Origin of the sequence: Kitasatospora sp. NPDC050543, assembly GCF_044457565.1 — a bacterium.
Classification (GTDB): Bacteria; Actinomycetota; Actinomycetes; order Streptomycetales; family Streptomycetaceae; genus Kitasatospora.
This window is the reverse complement of sequence record NZ_JBITGZ010000004.1, coordinates 169,351-186,810: the sequence shown is the minus strand read 5'-3', so window position 1 is coordinate 186,810 and position 17,460 is coordinate 169,351. Positions and strand designations below refer to the sequence as shown.

The window sequence follows — 17,460 nt, the reverse complement described above, 5'->3', positions numbered from 1 at the left end:
GGGGTCGCCCGGGGCGGGGCGAGTCGACCCGGTCGTCGGGAGCGGATCGCCTAGTCTGCGAGAACGGACACTTCGTCACGAAAGGACGATTTCGTGCCTTCTCGACTCAATCCCTACGTCAGCTTCGACGGCGACGCCCGGCAGGCCATGGAGTTCTACAAGGGGGTCTTCGGCGGCACCCTGTCACTCAACACCTTCGGCGACTTCGGCCAGAAGGGTGCCGCAGACGCCGCCGACAAGATCATGCACAGCATGCTGGAGACGGACAGCGGCTTCACCCTCATGGGCGCCGACGTCCCGCCGGGGATGGACCACAAGCCCGGGAACAACATCTCGGTGAGCGTGAGCGGGGACGACGCCGAGGAACTCCGGGGCTACTGGGCCAAGCTCTCCGGCGACGGCACGGTGTCGGTTCCGCTGGAGAAGCAGATGTGGGGTGACGTCTTCGGCATGTGCACGGACCGCTTCGGCATCACCTGGCTCATCAACATCAGCGAGCAACAGGCCTGAACGGGGACCACCCCGATCGACGCAACCGCCCGGCGGACGGCGAAGGTCAGCCGGCCGGCGCGGCGGTGGACGTCATCCGACGGACGGCCTCGATCACCGCGGCCCGGTGGGCGGTGAACGCCTCGGACTGCGGGCCGTCCGCGCCCTGCCGCGCGTCCGCACCCCGCAGGGCGCCCGTGCCGCCGGCGGCCGTGAACCACGCCTGGGCGAGCGCGAGCGTGAGGGCCAGGATGTCCGCCGGGGCAATGCCGGGCTCGACCCGCCCCGCGGCCTGCGCCGAGGCGAGCGCCTCGACCTTCGTACGGTAGGAGGCCGCCTCGGAGTCCGTGGCGCCCGGCCGTTCCAGCTGCTTCCAGGCGACCAGGCGCATCAGGTCCGGACGGGCCACCAGGTGGTCGAAGAGCGCCCCCGCGTACCCGGGCAGGTCGGTGACGTCGAACGGCACCACCTCGGACCCCTCCGCGAGGCAGCGCTCCACGACGTGGTCGAAGAGCTGCTCCTTGTTACCGAAGTACACGTAGATCAGCCGCTTGTTCGCCCCGGCGGCGGCGGCGATGCGGTCGACCCGGGCGCCGGCCAGGCCGTGTTCGGCGAACTCGGCGAAGGCGGCGTCCAGCAGACGCGCGCGGGTTGCTCGGGAGTCTCCGGCCATGCGCACAGCGTACAGGTAACTAACCGGTTATTGACATCCATGGATCGATGGCGCACAGTCGAACTAACCAGTTAGTTACACCGATGAGGAGCACCATCATGAAGCACCGCGCACTCGGCAGCCAGGGCCTGACCGTTTCCGTCCAGGGCCTCGGCTGCATGGGCATGAGCGCCTTCTACGGCGCGACCGACGAGAGCGAGTCGCTCGCCACCCTGGACCGGGCCCTGGAGCTCGGCATCACCCTCCTGGACACCGCCGAGGGATACGGCCCGTTCCGCAACGAGCAGCTCCTCGGCAAGGCCCTGGCCGGGCGACGGGAGCAGGCCGTCCTCGCGACCAAGACCGGCATCGAGTTCACCGACGAGGGCGAGCTGCGCGGGCACAACGGACGCCCCGATTACGTCCGCCGCTCGCTGGAGCGTTCGCTGCGGCACCTGGGCACGAACCACGTCGACCTCTACTACCTCCACCGCGTCGACCCGCAGGTCCCCGTCGAGGAGACGGTCGGCGCGATGGGCGAGCTGGTGACCGAGGGCAAGGTCCGGCACATCGGCCTGTGCGAGGTCGCGCCCGGGACGATCCGCCGCGCCCACGACGTCCACCCGATCACCGCCGTGCAGACCGAGTACTCGCTCTTCGAGCGGGGCATCGAGACGGACGGCGTCGTCGACACGCTCACCGAGCTGGGCATCGGCCTGGTCGCGTACTCGCCGCTCGGCCGCGGGTTCCTCTCCGGGGCGATCACCGACCCCGACGACTTCGCCGACGACGACTTCCGCCGCACCGACCCGCGCTTCCAGGGCGCGAACTTCGCCCGGAACCTGGACGTGGTCCGCGAGGTGGGACGTCTCGCCGAGGCCAAGGGCGTCACTCCCTCCCAGCTGGCGCTGGCCTGGGTGACGCGCCAGGGCGCGGTGGCCATCCCCGGCACCAAGCGCCGCCGCTACCTGGAGGAGAACGTGGCCGCCACCGGCGTCATCGTCACCGACGAGGACTTCGCCGCGCTCGAAGCGGTCGCGCCGCAGGGCGTGGCGTCCGGCGACCGCTACGCCCCGGAGCTCATGGGCAACCTCAACGGCTGAGCCGGGCCGACGGCCGCCGCACTCGCCGACCTCCGTCCCGGCGCCCCGCCCCGCCCCGCCCCGCCCGCAGCACTGTCACCGCAGCGGCTGACGGCCGTACTGACGGGTACTCGAAAGGATGAGCGGCACCTTAGGCGACCGTTAGGGCTCTCTCCAGGCATGGACAAACGGGCGCGATCCGCTCGTACCATCGCTGCACACGGCCCCAACCGGCTCACGGTGCCGAGTCTCTGCGGTTGCCCGTACAGCGCAACGCAGGCGACCGGCCGGGCGCCCGATGGGCGAGGGGGCGTCAATGAAGGCGGTCGGTTCGGCACTTCCGCCGCCTTGGAAGGGTGCAGGGAGCGCGAACCACATCGCCACGATCGTCGGAGGAGAACGTCCCATGGGTTCTTATGCACGGCATTCCGCGACCGGAACGTTGGAAGCGACGGGGGCTGTCCTGCGCACCCGCGCCGTCAGCCGCCTTGAGGAGACAGCCGCCGAGCTCTGGAGCTACGTACCAGCCACCTTCCCCGACGGCACACCGTTCCCCGCCCGGCCCGCCTTCGACGAGGTGGTGGCACTCGGCAGAGCTCTGGTCCGGTCCTCGCCTCCCCATGCGGCGGACCTGATGCGGTACTGCCTGAAGGCCCTGGCGGGCCTGGCCACCGTCGCCGACCCGCGGACCTACAGCGTCCGGGCCGGGATAGACACGCTGGCGGCGCGCAGGCTGCTGCGCCAGAACGGGATGATCGAGTGGGAGCAGACCCTGACCCGGGTCCTGCTCCTGACGGTCGAGTACCGCTGGCAGGCGGGTCATGTGGCGGTGTCGCTGGCGACGCCGCGGAAGGGCGACACCGCCGACCCGGGTGACCGGGCCGACGGGGCACACCCGGCTGACCTGGGCGACACCGCCGACCCGGCCGACCCGGCCGACGGCGAGCCGGCCGACGGCGAGCCGGCCGACGGCGAGCCGGGCCCGCTGGGCGCGGACACCGACGACGGGCGACCGGAAGGCGGGACGACGCCCCGGCCCATCACCGTGGTTGTGCCGCAGTCCTAGCCGCCGGCACCTCACCGCCGCCCTGGCCCGGGGCCGGGCCCAGGCGTCCCGGCCCCGGGCCCGGGCGGCGGCCGGGGAACGGGTGGATTCCGGGCGCCACCGGCTTGCCGCCCGGGTGCCCGGGGGCGCGGCGCCGGGGCTGCGCAGCCTCTCCGTACGACAGTGCGACAGGCGGCGGAGGAGCCCATCGTGGGTGTGCGAGGAGGTATCGCCGGAGTGGCGGCGGCGCTGCTCCTGACGCTGGGTCCGGGCGCAGCGGCAGCCCCGGCCCAGCGGTGGGACATCCGGGCGTCGGGCCCGCCGCTGCCCGTGACGCGGTGCAACGTCGCGCAGCCGACCACCGCCCCTGCCGTCCCCACCGACCGCCGGCCGGCCTGCCCCGGCGCGGCGGCCGGCCTCCGGGCCGCACCCGACGACGCGGACCCGGACTGCGAGCCGGTGAACCGGCTCTTCGGAGGCGAGATCAGGCGGATCCCGACCGAGGAGCCGCTGGTGGCGCTGACGTTCAACGCGGCCTGGAACGAGGACGGGCTCGCGGTGGTCCTGGCGGAGCTGCGCCGGCAGCACGCGCCCGCCACGTTCTTCCTCACGGGGGAGTTCGCCGACGGCCACCCCGCCGCCGTCAGGGCCATCGCGGCGGAGCACGGCGTCGCCAACCACTCGTACGACCACCCCGAGCTGGCCGACCTCACCCCAGATGACCTGCGGGCACAGGTCCTGGACACCGACCGGGCGATCCGCCGGGCAGCCGGCGCCGTGCCGCTGCCCTTCTACCGGTTCCCGTTCAGCGACACCACCCCCGATGCCATCGCCGAGGTCAACGCCCTGGGTTACGCCGACATCGAGTTCACCCAGGACACCAAGGGCTACCTCGGCCTCGACGGCGGCATGACCGTCGACAAGGCCGTCCAACGCGCGGTGGACGCCCTCCGACCCGGGATGATCCTGCAGATGCACCTCGGCACCGGCGCCGACCCCGGCCCCAACCTCGACGCCCAGGCGCTCCCCCGCATCGTCGAGGCCATCCACGCCCGCGGCTACCGCATCACCGACCTGCGCGCCCTCCTCGACGAGCCCGCCTCGGGGTGCTCCGGCGCATGATGCACGACGTGGGCGGCGAACTCGTCCGAGGACGGAGGGTGGGGCCTCCGCCCAGCACGCCCACCCGCCGGTGACGGTACGCCCGGCCGCGGTGGGGAGGGGAGGGGAGGGGGAAATCGAGGTGACCTCGGGGTCCCCGTCCTCGTACGCTCGGCGGCGTGAAGAGCTCCGAGGGACTGCTGAACGTCATCGATGTCGAGGCGACCTGCTGGGACGGCGAGCCGCCGCCCGGGGCCGTCAGCGAGATCATCGAGATCGGGCTGGCCGTCGTCGACCTCGGAACGGGGGAACGGGTCGGGCGGCACAGCATTCTGGTCCGGCCTGCACGGTCGGCGGTCAGCGCGTTCTGCACCGAGCTGACCGGCCTGACCCAGGCCGAGGTCGACACCGGTCTGGACTTCGCCGAGGCCTGCCGGGTGCTGGCGGCCGAGCACCGGGCCGGCGTACGACCGTGGGCCAGCTGGGGTGACTACGACCGGCACCAGTTCACCCGGCAGTGCCGGGCCACCGGCACCGCCTACCCCTTCGGCCGCCGGCACACCAACGCCAAGGCGGCCTTCACCGAGGCCCACCGGCTGCGCAAGCGCCCCGGCATGGCCCAGGCCCTGCGCATCGCCGGGCTGCCGCTGGAGGGGCGTCACCACCGCGGCGAGGACGACGCCTGGAACATCGCCGCGCTGATCCTCGGCCTGGCGGCCGACAGCGCCTGGCCGTACGAGCCGGCCTCCTGAGGAGATCCCCGGGCCGCACCATCGCGGCAGCCGCCTGACCGTCCTTCGGATCGGTGCGGATTCGAGCCGTTGCTCATCCGCCCGGCAGCCCGCCGGTGTCAGGCGCGGCACACCACGGACGGACCGGCGACGTCCCGCTCCGCGCCCCGGGGCCTGGGCCCCGCCCGACCCACCGGGTTCGCTCCGGGCGGGCATCCCCGGCGCCGCGCATCTCCGGCACCGCGTAGCCATGACACCGCAGGCCTGCGCGCCGGCGCCCCCGCCGGACGCGCCGTGCGGGCCAGGAGCGAGCAGCGCCGCCCGGGCCCGCCGCCACCGCCGAACCGGTTCGCACCCCCGCACACCACCTCTGATCTGCGGCGACCCCTTCGAAGCGGCGCGGCCGGTGCGGCCCTGTACGCGAATCCGGATCGACCGGTTTGAACCTCCTGGCCGGTCGTCACCGTGTCATCTTCGACTGATGTTGCAGTGCCGTTCCCGTGCAGCCCGGTCGGCCCGTCGAACCGATGTCCCTGTAGTCGCTGGAGTACGGCATGCCCAAGCACCGAGGAGGACGCTCGTGAGTACCGTCCTCGTCAAGCGCTCGCCACGCGCCGAGGGCCCCCGGCTGCCCGAGGGGCAGGTCGAGCTGGCCGAGCCACCGGTGCTGGGCGAGCCGGCCACCGCGGACTTCGGCTCGGCCCTGGTGTACCTGCCGATGGGTCTCGGTACAGGGGCCATGGTGCTGATGTTCTCGATGCAGGGCTCCGGCCAGGGCACCTACCTCATGTCCGGGATGATGGGCCTCGCGATGGTCAGCATGACGCTGACGCAGATCGGCCGGGCCGGGGGCGAGCGGCGGCGCCGGCTGCGGGCCGAACGCCGGGACTACCTGCGCTACCTGACGCAGAAGCGCGGCCAGGCGCGGGAGGCCGCGGACGAGCAGCGGGCGGCCCTGCTGTGGGACAACCCGGACCCGCGGGATCTGTGGGCACTCGCCCACGGCGAGCGGCTGTGGGAGCGCCGACCGAGCCACGAGGACTTCGCCAGGATCCGGATCGGCCTGGGCACCCGCCGGGCGGCGCTGGAGTTCCTGCCGCCGCAGACAAAGCCGGTGGAGGACCTGGAGCCGCTGGCGGCGGTGTCGCTGCGGCGCTTCACCAAGGCGCACCAGACGGTCCCGCACCTGCCGGTCCCGGTGGCGCTGAAGCGCTTCACCAGTGTCGAGTTCGCCGGTGAGGCCGGCTCCGTACTGGACCTGATGCGGTCGATGGTCGGGCAGCTGGCCGTCCTCCACGCGCCGGACGAGCTGCGCGTGGCGCTGCTCGGCGGCGCGTCCGCCCGGGCGGAGTGGGACTGGCTGAAGTGGCTGCCGCACAACGCGCACCCGGACGAGCAGGACGCGGCGGGGCCGGTGCGCCTGGCCGCCGAGAACGTCGACGCGCTGATGGACCTGCTGGGCCAGGAGGTCCGCGACCGTCCCGAGCACGATCCGGCGGCCTCGCCAAGCGTGGGTGAACCGTTCGTGGTGGTCGTCGCCCAGGGCGTGCGGATCCCCCCGTCCTCCCGGCTGCTGGGCGGCGGTCTGCGCAACGTGGTGCTGCTCGACGCGACCGGGGCGATGACCGGCGGCCCGAAGGTGCTGCGGCTGACCGCGCGCGAGGGTCAGGTGGAGTTCCCCTCCGGCGACGACACGGTGTCGGCGAAGGCCGACGCGCTCGGCGCCGCGGGTGCCGAGAGCCTGGCGCGGGCCCTGGCGCCGCTGCGCACCGGCGGGAGCGTGGACCTGTCCGAGCGCTCGCTGGAGTCGGACCTCGATCTGGTCACCCTGCTGGGCGTCCGCGATCCCCGGGGCTTCGACGTCGCGGCGACGTGGCGGGCCAGGCAGCCGCAGGCGGCCCGGCTGCGCGTGCCGCTGGGGGTGACCGAGAACGGCGAGGTGGTGGAGCTGGACCTCAAGGAGTCGGCCCAGGGCGGCATGGGCCCGCACGGCCTGCTGATCGGCGCGACCGGCTCGGGCAAGAGCGAGTTGCTGCGCACGCTGGTGATGGGTCTGGTCGCCACGCACTCCTCCGAGGTGCTCAACCTGGTCCTGGTGGACTTCAAGGGCGGCGCCACCTTCCTGAACATGGACCGGCTGCCGCACACCTCCGCCGTCATCACCAACCTGGCCGACGAGATCCACCTCGTCGACCGGATGCGGGACGCCATCAACGGCGAGCTGATCCGCCGTCAGGAGCTGCTGCGCGAGTCCGGCCACTCCTCGTTGTTCGAGTACGAGAAGGCGCGCGGGGCCGGCGCCGACCTGGCGCCACTGCCCTCGCTGCTGATCATCGTCGACGAGTTCTCCGAACTTCTCGCCAGCAAGCCGGAGTTCGTCGACCTCTTCGTGTCGATCGGCCGCCTCGGACGCAGTCTGGGCGTGCACCTGCTGCTCGCCTCGCAGCGCCTGGACGAGAGCCGGATCCACAAGGTGGAGGGCCACCTGTCGTACCGCATCGCCCTGCGGACCTTCTCCGCGATGGAGTCTCGCAGCGTCATCGGCGTCTCGCACGCCTACGAGCTCCCCTCGGCGCCCGGCAACGGGTTCCTCAAGATCGACACCACCAATCTGGTGCGCTTCAAGGCGGCCTACGTCTCGGGGGCGGCCCCGGAGCCGGTCGGTGCGCTCGACGGGTCGGCGCTGCCGGCCGCCGCACCGGCGGAGCTGACCCCCTTCGGGCTCGCCCGGCAGGGACCGCTGCGTTCGGAACTCGCGGCACAGGCCCTGGCCGAGCAGTCACTGCTCCCCACCCACCGGCAGGAGCCGGCCGCCGCGGCGACCGGCGTCGAGCCGGGCGCGGCGGGAGACCCGAACACCGCGAGCCTGCTGGAGGTGCTGGTCGACCGGCTGACGCAGAGCGGGCCGCCGGCCCGGCAGGTCTGGCTGCCGCCGCTCACCTCCTCCCCCAGCCTGGACCAGCTGCTGCCGGGGATCGTGCCCGACCCGGTCCGTGGGATGAGCCCGGCGGACCATCCGGCGCTCGGCTCACTGCGGGTGCCGCTGGGACTGGTGGACCGCCCGTTCGAGCAGCTGCGGGAACTGCTGGTGGCCGACCTGTCCGGCGCCGACGGCCACGTCGGCCTGGTGGGTGCCCCGCAGACCGGCAAGTCGGCCACCCTGCGCACCTTGATCCTCTCGCTGGCACTGACCCACACCCCGCGCGAAGTCCAGTTCTACTGCCTGGACTTCGGCGGCGGCGGCCTGGTGTCCACCGCGGGCCTGCCGCACGTCGGCTCGGTGGCGACCCGGCTGGAGCGCGACCGGGTGCTGCGCACCATCGCGGAGCTGGACCAGCTCCTGGAGCGGCGCGAGCAGGAGTTCACCTCCCGCGGCCTGGAGTCGATGGCGGCCTACCGGGCGCTGCGTGCGAGCGGCGGGATCGACGACCCGTACGGCGACGTCTTCCTCGTCGTGGACGGCTGGTCCACACTGCGCCAGGACTACGAGGACCTGGAACCGCGCGTCCTCGAACTCGCCGCCCGCGGGCTGTCGTTCGGGCTGCACCTGATCGCCTCCGCGGTGCGCTGGTCGGAGATCCGGCCGCGGGTGCGGGACCTGCTCGGCACCAAGCTGGAGCTGCGCCTGGGCGACGCCACCGAGTCCGAGGTCGGCTCGCGGATCGCTGCCACCGTGCCGCACCAGCCGGGACGCGGTCTGACCGGCTCCGGGCTGCACTTCCTGTCCGCGCTGCCGCGGCTGGACGGCTCCGCCGCCACCGACGACCTGACCACGGCCACCAAGGCGGCCGTCGCGGAGATCGACGCCTTCTGGACCGGGCAGGCCGCCCCGGGCGTGCGACTGCTGCCCACCCGGCTGCCGGTCGACCAGCTCCCGCCGGCCACCGGTGACCTGCGGGTCTGCCTGGGCTGGGACGAACAGCGCCTGGAACCCTCCTGGCACGACTTCGCCGCCACGCCGCACCTGATGGTCATGGGCGACTCCGAGAGCGGCAAGACCAACGCGCTGCGCCTGGTGATCAGTGCCATCACCTCGCGCTACACCCCCGACCAGGCCCGGATCATGATCGCCGACCCCGGTCGCGGCCTGCTCGGCTCGGTGCCCGAGGCGTACCGGGTCGGCTACGCCGTCGAGCGCGACGCGCTCGCCGAACTCGCCGCCAACGCGGCCGTCTCGGTCGGCAAGCGGGTACCGGGGCCGGACATCAGCCCCGAGCAGCTCGCCCGGCGGGACTGGTGGCAGGGCCCGCGGCTGTTCGTCGTCGTCGACGACTACGACCTGGTCTCCGGCGCCGCCGGCTCGCCCTCCCCGATGGCCCCGCTGGTCCCGCTACTGGCCCAGGGACAGCACATCGGCATGCACCTCGTGGTCGCCCGCAGCACCTCGGGGGCGATGCGGGCGCTGATGGACCCGATGCTGCGCCGCCTGTGGGAGCTCGGCAACCCGGCGCTGCTCTTCTCCTACCCCAAGGAGGAGGGCAAGTTCCTCGGTGAGGCCAAGCCGCGCACGCTGCCCGCCGGCCGTGCCCAGGTCGTCACCCGCCGTTCCGTACGGCTCGTCCAGACCGGGTTGGTGCCTCCCGCATGAGCACCGCGCCCACCCACGCCCCGTCCGCCGCCCCCACCCCCGCCCTGCCGCAGAGGAGCACCATGTCGAGCGCCGCGCCCGCGGTGTCACCGGACACCGAGATCTGCCGGCTCACGATCGTCCACCCGGCCGGCCGCTGCGACGTCTCGGTACCGTTCGCCACCCCCGTCCGCGCGCTGCTGCCGGCCCTGCTGCGCCACCTCCCGCAGTCGCCGCAGGAGCGCGGCACGCCACAGGTGTTGCAGCGGCTCGGCGAGGAGCCGCTGGACCCGGACGGCACCCCCGAGAGCCTGGGGCTGCGGCACGGCGACGAGCTCCATCTGCGGCCCGCCGACGCGGCGCTGCCCGCCCTGCACTTCGACGACCTCGCCGACGGCGTCGCGCACGTCATCAGCGGCCGGCCGGACCGCTGGCAGCCCTCGACCAGCCGCCGGCTCGGGCTGGCACTGGCCGTCCTGGTACTGGCCGCGCTGAGCGCCTCGCTGCTGAGCGCCGACCCCGGTCCGTTCTCCGCCAAGTGCGCCGGGGTGATCACCGCCGTCCTGCTGATGACCGCCTGCGTGGTGGCCTCGCGCGCGGACGGTGACCGCGGCGCCGTCCTGATCGCCGCGCTGGGCGCGCTGACCCACGGCGCGCTGGAGGGACTGGCGCTCAGGGCCGGGCCGCACGGCGGCTTCTCCTCCGGACCGACCGCGGTGCTGGTCGCCGCCGGGGGCGTGGCCGTGGTCGCGGGCGTGCTGCTGACACTGCGCCCGCTGCCGTCGATCGTGCCCGGCACCGCGCTGCTGACCGCGCTCGCCGGCGCGGCCGGCGCGGGCCTGGTGCACACCCTCCACTGGAGCATCGGCCAGGCGGCCGCCACCGTCGCCGTGGCGCTGTTCGTGCTGGGCCACGTCGGGCCGCGGCTGGCGCTGCGGCTGGCCGGCGTACGCGCCCCCCTGCTGCCGCACAACGCCGAGGAACTGCAGCAGGACATCACCCCCGAGCCGCAGGAACGGGTCGAGCGCAGGGTGACCGCGGCCAACACCTACCTCAACACCCTGGTCCTGGCCTCCGCCGTGGTGTACGCGGCGGCGTTCCTCGCCCTCGCGCACGAGAGCGGCTGGATCGGCTGGGTGCTGCCGCTGGTGTTCAGCACGGCCGTCCTGCTGCGCTCGCGGGCGCTGACCGGCGTCCTCCAGCGCGGGCCGATGGTGGTCGCGGGTGTCCTGGGCCTGGCCGTACTGCTGGTACGGGCCGGCGCGGGCGGCACCGGGGACCGGGTGGCGGTGCTGGCGGCGCTGCTCACCGCCACCGTCCTGCTGATGGTGTGGGCCCCCAGGCTGAGCGGGCGACTGCTGCCGATCTGGGGTCACACCGGGGACGTGCTGGAGCTGGTCGCCGCGATCGCCGTGCTGCCGCTGCTGCTCCAGCTGCTGCACGTGTACGCCGCCATCCGTGCGCTGGCCGGCTGAGCGGGCGGCTGACGATGCAGACTCGACGCGACCACGTCCAGGCCCACCGGTTCGCCGTGGGCCGGCTGGCCACCGCCCTGGTCAGCGGTGATCCCGGCCGGGGTGAGAGTCCGACCAAGCGGGCCTCGCTCGGCACCTTCCTCGGCGCCGGCGTCGTGCTGCTGCTCTGCGGCGGATCCGCGGCCTACGGGCTGATCTCGCCCGGCGAGGACACCGGCTGGCGCAAGCCCGGTTCCATCGTGGTGGAGCAGCAGACCGGCAACCGCTACCTGTTCCTGGGCGGCACGCTCCGGCCCGTACGCAACTACGCCTCGGCGCTGCTGCTGGCCGGTCAGGGCGCCACCGTGCGCCAGGTCTCCGCGAAGGACCTCGGCAGCACGCCGCACGGTGGCCCGATCGGCATCACCGGGGCTCCCGACTCGCTGCCGGCGCCCACCGCGCTGCTGCCGGGGCCGTGGACCTGGTGCCTGCGCCCGGACCTGCCCGGCGGCCAGCTGCTCGACCTCAACCCGGCCGGGCAGACCGGGGTGATCCCCGTGGACCGGCGGGTCCTGCTGGCCGGGCCCGACGGGCAGAAGTTCGTGCTGTGGCGCGGCGTCAAGTACCCCGTCCCCGACAACGCCGCACTGATCGCGCTCGGCCTGGACGGCGGCCAGGCGCTGCCGGCCCTGCCGAACTGGCTCGCCGCGCTGCCCTCCGGCAACCCGCTGGCCGCCGCCACGATCGCCGACAGCGGCCGGGCGGCCGGGCAGGTCGCCGGGCACCAGGTCACCGTCGGGCAGCAGTTCGAGACGGCCCCGGCCGCCGACCGCGCGAGCGGGAACGCGGCCGCCGCCAAGCACCACTACGTGATGACCAACACCGGCATCGCCCCGACCAGCGCCACCGAGGCGGCCCTGCTGGCCGCCCGCTCCGGCGCCCCGGCTGTCCTGCGCGTCAGCCCGACCGACATCGCCACCGCCCAGCTCTCCCCCGACCAGTCCCTGCTCACCGCCGTGCCCGACGTGCTCGACGCGCCGTCCGCGGCCTCGGCCGGGCAGGCGGTCTGCCTGCGCCAGCAGGCCGAGGGGACCAAGCTGACCAGCCAGCCGGTCATCGAGCGCGGCCCGGCCGCCACCGGCGGCCGGAACCTGCTCATCCCGCCGACCACCGGTGTCCTGGCCGTCAACCTGGACCAGCTCGCCAAGCCGGACACCACCGCGCAGACCTTCCTGATCACCGATCAGGGCATCGCCTACCCGCTCGGCGACAGCAACGCCGTGGCAGCCCTCGGCCTGGTCGGCGGGCCCAGGACGGCCCTGCCGGAGAGCATCCTCGGCGGCCTCACGCACGGCCCCACGCTGGACGCCCGCGCGGCCGCCGACACCCTGAAGGAGGCCGGCCGATGATCCCCGAATCCGCCCCCGCCGCACCCGCGGCCGCCCCGGCGCCGGCCCGGCCGCCGCGCTCGCCGGACGTGCCCCTCATCCGGCTGGAGTCCGGCGCGCCCGGAGGCCACGAGCCCGCCGCGGCGCCGTCCGGGCCGGCTCCGGACACCGTCCCCCTGCCCGGCCCCGCGGAGGCCATCGAGGCCACCGCACCCGGTGTACGGGTGCAGCCCGTACCGGCCCTGGCGGCCTGCGCGGTGCCACCGCAGCGCGGGATCGCGCAGGAGCGCGAGTGGGTCCGCCGCACGTTCGGCGCGCGCTACCACGCGGCGGCCGGCACCGTCTCCCGGGTGCTGTCGCAGGCACCGGGCCTGCGCGGCGACTCACGCGCGTCGGAGGGCGACACCCTGACCGACCTGGTCGCGGTCTGCCTCTACCTGGAGGGCGACAGTGCCGCGGTGGACGCCGCCGTCCGGGGAGCCACCGTCGGGCCCCACGTACCCCTGGCCCGCTGTGTGGCCGCCGGCCTGCGCCGGCTGCCCTCCTACCGTGGGGCCGCGCTGCTGCGGTCGCGGGTCAGCCACGCCGAGCACGCCTGGTACCGGAAGGGGCGCACGACCACCGAGTGGGCGTTCTGTACCGCACAGGCCGCCGCGCACGCCGGGACGGAGGACGGCACCGACTTCCTGATCTGGTCGGTGACGGCCCGGCGGACCGATCTGCTCGACCCCACCGCGCCCGATCGGGTGGTCTTCGCCCCCGGCACCACGTTCAAGGTCCTGCGCGCCGGCTCCGACGACGACGGTCCGGTGCTGCTGCGCGAGCTGCTGGTCTCGGAGCTGGCGCAGGGCGCCGGCGACGGCGGTCACGGCGGAGCCGGCGCCCGGCGCCCGGCGCTAGACGAGATCGCCCTGGACGGTCTCGAACAGGCCGTCCAGGTCCTGGCCTGGGCCCAGGCCGCAGCGGCCTCGGCCCCGCCGTCCGCGGCGGCGCCGACCATCCCGCTGCTGGGCACCGCGCCCGGGCTGATCGTCAGCGCGTCCAGGCCGCGTACCCGCACCGCCGCCGGCACGGTCGCGAGCGCCGAGGGAGTGGCCCCGTGAGCCGACAGGTCCTGCTGGTCTCCGCGGATCGCCCGGGCGCCCACCGGTCCATCACCGCGGCGCTGGCCGACGCCGCCGAAGGCGCGCTGATCACCATCGCGGCCGGCCGCTACGACGAGTCCCTGACCATCACCAGGCCGGTGACGCTGGCCGCCGAGGGCGGCGCCGACGGTACCGTCCACGTCCACGCGGACGCCGGCAGCACGGTGACCCTCGACGCGGAGGCCGCGCAGTTGTCGGGTCTGCTGCTGACCGGCGCCGACCGGCAGGCACCGGTGCTGGAGGTACGGCGGGGCCAGGCCGCGCTGGACGACTGCCGGATCTCCGGCGACGCCTGGGCCGCCGTACTGGCCTGGCAGGACGGCGTCCTGGCGCTGCGCGACTGCGGGGTGGCCAACACCGGGGGCGCCGGGATCGTGGTGACCTCCGGCGGCGGCAACGTGGTCGAGCGGTGCGAGATCACCGAGGTCGGCTCGTCCGCCGTGGTGATCGCCGACCACGGGCGCCTCACCGTGCGCGACTGCACCCTGGACCGGCCGCGCGGCAACGGAATCTGCGTCAACGGGCACGGTACAGCCGTGGTCGAGGCCAGCCGGGTCCACGGCAGCGGCAAGCCGGCGCTGGCCGTGGAGCAGAACGGCAGCGCCGACCTGCGCGACGTCACCGTCACCGCGAGCGCCGGCCTGGACGCCTACCTGACCAGCCCCGCCGCGATCGTGCTGGCGGAGTGCTCGTTCAGCGGCGCGGGCGGCCAGTCGGTCCACATCGGCGACGGCGCCGCCCCGCTGCTGAGCGACTGCGTGATCGACTCCGCCGCCACCGGCGCGCTGCGGATCACCGGCGGCTCCCGCGCGCGGCTGGAACGCTGCCGGATCGGTGCCGTCCCGGTGGGTCTGCTGGTCGAGGAGGGCAGCGAGGCGGAGTGCGTCGCGCTGACCGTCCGCGCCGCCGCCGCGGCCGCCCGGGTCACCGGCCAGGGACAGCTGACCGTCCACGACGCCGACTTCGCGCTGCTCGGCGGTCCGGGCATCGCACTCGACGAGGGCTCCCGGGCGCGGCTGTCCGGCGTCCGGGTGCGCTCCGCCGGCGGCCTGGGCCTCTCGTTGGGCGGCGCCTCCCGTGCCGAGCTGACCGGCTCGGTGCTCCAGGGCTGCCGGACCGTGATCGACTCCAAGGCCGAACTCACCGCCTTCGAGAGCGAGTTCAGCGACGCGGACGCCGACGGCATCCGGGTGGCCGGCGGTGGCTCGGTGACGGCGGTCGGCTGCCGGATCACCGGGGCCCGCGGTCACGGCCTCAGCGTGGACGCCTCCTCCCGCGCGCAGTTGGACAACTGCACCGTCTTCGACAACGCCGGCGAGGGCGTGCACGGCGGCATCGACCAGCAGGTCCTGGTCAACGACTGCCAGATCCACGACAACGGGAGCGGTTCCGGTACGCCCTCCGGCTCCGGCGGCGGCGGCGACCGGACCTCGCACCCCGGCGACGTCTCCCCCGGCCGAGGGGGCGAGCCGGCGCACAACGGCGAGGCGAAGCGGCAGGCGAGCCCGGGCCCGCTGGCCGAACTGGAGTCCCTGGTCGGGCTGGAGAGCGTCAAGCGCGAGGTCACCGGGCTGATCAACCTCAACAAGATGACCCAGCGGCGTCAGGAGATGGGCCTGCCGATGCCGCCGATGAGCCGCCACCTGGTCTTCGCCGGCCCGCCGGGAACGGGCAAGACCACGGTGGCCCGGCTGTACGGCGCGGTCCTGGCCGAGTTGGGCATCCTCAGCAAGGGCCACATCGTCGAGGTCGCCCGCGCCGACCTGGTCGCGCAGATCATCGGCGGCACCGCCATCAAGACCACCGAGGTGTTCAACAAGGGCCTCGGCGGCGTGCTGTTCATCGACGAGGCGTACACCCTGACCAATCAGTCCCGGGGCACCGGACCGGACTTCGGTCAGGAGGCGGTCGAGACGCTGATGAAGCTGATGGAGGACCACCGTGACGAGATCGTCGTCATCGTGGCCGGCTACTCCGCCCAGATGGACCAGTTCCTGGCCTCCAACCCCGGCATGGCCTCCCGGTTCGCCCGCTCGGTGGAGTTCCCAAACTACAGCCCGGCCGAGCTCGTCACCATCGTCCGCGGCCTGTGCGCCAAGCACTACTACGAGCTGGACGAGGGCGCGCTGGCGGCGCTGAACCGCTACTTCGAGGAGGTGCCGAAGGGGGACACCTTCGGCAACGGCCGGGTCGCCCGGCAGATCTTCGAGGAGATGATCAGTCGGCAGGCGTCCCGGCTCGCCACCCGGCCTCCCCGGGACGACGCCGAACTGAGCCGCCTGACCGGTGCCGACGTGCTCAGCCTGCCGGGCGACCAGGCGGGCGTTCGGAGCGGCGCGCAGAGCGGCGCTGGGACAAGCGACCGGGCGACCGATCCGGCGACCGCTCCGGCGAGCGAGCCGGGGGACGACCGCCAGGCCAGCGACCGGGCGGCCGATCACGTGGGCGACCAGGCGTCCGATCAGGCGGGCGCGGCGGTGGCCGAACTCGCGGAGCCCCTGCCGGGCGACACCCCCGCGCAGCGTGCCCTGGCCGCGCTGACCGGACTCGACGGCGCCCGGCAGACCCTGCGACTGCGCCTGGCGAACCTCGCCCAGCTCCGGCGCTCCGGCGAGCGGACCGGCGGCCTGGCGAACGTCGTGCTGCAGGGCCCGCCCGGCAGCGGACGCCGGACACTGGCCCGGCTCTACGGGCGCTGCCTGGCCGAACTCGGCCTGCTGAGCACCGGCGCGACGCATCACGTCGTGCTCTCCGCGGTGCCGGCCCGCTGGGCCGAGCAGCCCTGGTACCCGCTGGACGCGGCCCGGGGCGAGGCCGCGGGCGGGCTCCTGCTGGTCGACCTGGACCCGGCGTTCGAACGGCGGGCACCCGCCGAGCGCGCCGCCGTCCTGGACGCGCTGACCGACCTGGCCGTCGCCCTGCGGGAGAACCTGCACGACACCGCGCTGGCGCTGACCGGCAGTTCGCCGCAGTTGATCGAGCTGCTCGGCGAACGCCCCGCTCTGGCTTCGGCGTTCGCCGAGTACGTCCAGCTGGCCGACTACACCGGCGAGCAGGCCACCGAACTGGTCCGTCGCCGTCTTCACTCACTGGGATTCCAGTTGGACGATGAGGCGGCCGACGTGCTGACGCTCCGCTACACCGAGCGTCCACCGCCGGGCGGCGCGTACGAGATCCACCGGTTGGCGCGCTCCGTCGCCCGCTCGGCCCGGTCGCGGACCGTGGACATCGAGGACCTGCCGCCCGATCCGGCGGCGGCTCCTGCCCCGGCGGCTCCGCTGGTGCACTCGTGAGGCCCGCCCGGGGCCCACCCGGTCGGCGACCCGGTCGGCCACCCGAGCACGCCGCTCGGCGGCACCGCCCCTGAACCCCCCCGCCCCCGAACCCTTCATCCCGCACCGGTCGGCCCTCAGGCCGGCCTCCCGAAGAAAGGACGACCCATGGCACTGACCTCCGTCGAAATCCAGGGCATGACCACTGCCCAGAGCGCATTCCAGCACGCTCTGGACGAAGGCAGCGGCGCGTACGCGCAGATGGCGAGCCAGATCGAGACCCTGCAGGGCAGTTGGTCCGGCGACGCGGCCAAGATCTACACCCAGGCGATGCACGACTGGCTGACCGACTTCCAGAAGGTCAACCAGGCGCTGGCCACCATGCTGGAGAACCTGTCGTCGAACACCAAGGTGTACGCGAACACCCACGAGGACACCAACCGGGCGGCCGGCGACCTGGCCAAGATCATGGGCTCGGGCGTCAGCGGCCTGCCCGGCTTCCCCACCTGATCCCTGCCCCCTCCTCCGACCCGA

General features: G+C 74.1%; 12 protein-coding genes. 11 read left to right on the top strand and 1 reads right to left on the bottom strand.

What is annotated here, in order from left to right; genetic code table 11:
* The first annotated feature begins 93 nt into the window (after positions 1–93).
* Positions 94–510, top strand: a complete 417-nt coding sequence (locus ACIBH3_RS06795) for a VOC family protein (protein WP_396310826.1) — start codon at positions 94–96, stop codon at positions 508–510.
* 46 nt (positions 511–556) lie between these two features.
* Here ACIBH3_RS06795 and ACIBH3_RS06790 read toward each other — a convergent pair whose 3' ends face one another.
* The gene (locus ACIBH3_RS06790) at positions 557–1,162 is read right to left on the bottom strand and encodes a TetR family transcriptional regulator (RefSeq protein ID WP_396310825.1); all 606 of its coding nucleotides are present in this window, start codon (positions 1,160–1,162) and stop codon (positions 557–559) included.
* Positions 1,163–1,260: 98 nt separating this feature from the next.
* Here ACIBH3_RS06790 and ACIBH3_RS06785 point away from each other — a divergent pair, with 98 nt between their 5' ends.
* The 10 genes from ACIBH3_RS06785 (at position 1,261) to ACIBH3_RS06740 (ending at position 17,436) form a co-directional block, all read left to right on the top strand.
* The gene (locus tag ACIBH3_RS06785; protein ID WP_396310824.1) at positions 1,261–2,244 is read left to right on the top strand and encodes an aldo/keto reductase; all 984 of its coding nucleotides are present in this window, start codon (positions 1,261–1,263) and stop codon (positions 2,242–2,244) included.
* Between the two features lie 385 nt (positions 2,245–2,629).
* Positions 2,630–3,289, top strand: a complete 660-nt coding sequence (locus ACIBH3_RS06780) for a hypothetical protein (RefSeq protein WP_396310823.1) — start codon at positions 2,630–2,632, stop codon at positions 3,287–3,289.
* Positions 3,290–3,478: 189 nt separating this feature from the next.
* Positions 3,479–4,390 carry a polysaccharide deacetylase family protein gene (locus ACIBH3_RS06775; protein WP_396310822.1) on the top strand — a complete coding sequence of 304 codons (912 nt, stop codon included), beginning with the start codon at positions 3,479–3,481 and terminating at the stop codon, positions 4,388–4,390.
* 158 nt (positions 4,391–4,548) lie between these two features.
* Complete coding sequence (locus ACIBH3_RS06770) at positions 4,549–5,121, top strand: exonuclease domain-containing protein (protein ID WP_396310821.1); 573 nt, start codon at positions 4,549–4,551, stop codon at positions 5,119–5,121.
* A 559-nt stretch (positions 5,122–5,680) separates the two neighbouring features.
* Positions 5,681–9,688, top strand: coding sequence for a type VII secretion protein EccCa (eccCa, locus tag ACIBH3_RS06765; RefSeq protein ID WP_396310820.1), 4,008 nt, complete (start codon positions 5,681–5,683; stop codon positions 9,686–9,688).
* Positions 9,685–11,142, top strand: coding sequence for a type VII secretion integral membrane protein EccD (eccD, locus tag ACIBH3_RS06760; protein WP_396310819.1), 1,458 nt, complete (start codon positions 9,685–9,687; stop codon positions 11,140–11,142). Before eccCa ends, eccD begins: the two co-directional genes overlap by 4 nt.
* A gap of 14 nt (positions 11,143–11,156) precedes the next feature.
* On the top strand, positions 11,157–12,530 hold the full coding sequence (eccB, locus tag ACIBH3_RS06755; protein ID WP_396310818.1) for a type VII secretion protein EccB: 1,374 nt from the start codon (positions 11,157–11,159) through the stop codon (positions 12,528–12,530).
* On the top strand, positions 12,527–13,612 hold the full coding sequence (locus ACIBH3_RS06750; RefSeq protein ID WP_396310817.1) for a hypothetical protein: 1,086 nt from the start codon (positions 12,527–12,529) through the stop codon (positions 13,610–13,612). The genes eccB and ACIBH3_RS06750 overlap by 4 nt, the downstream gene beginning before the upstream one ends.
* Positions 13,609–16,947, top strand: coding sequence for a right-handed parallel beta-helix repeat-containing protein (locus ACIBH3_RS06745; RefSeq protein WP_396310816.1), 3,339 nt, complete (start codon positions 13,609–13,611; stop codon positions 16,945–16,947). The genes ACIBH3_RS06750 and ACIBH3_RS06745 overlap by 4 nt, the downstream gene beginning before the upstream one ends.
* 147 nt (positions 16,948–17,094) lie before the next feature.
* Positions 17,095–17,436, top strand: coding sequence for a WXG100 family type VII secretion target (locus tag ACIBH3_RS06740; RefSeq protein ID WP_396310815.1), 342 nt, complete (start codon positions 17,095–17,097; stop codon positions 17,434–17,436).
* Positions 17,437–17,460: the final 24 nt, after the last annotated feature.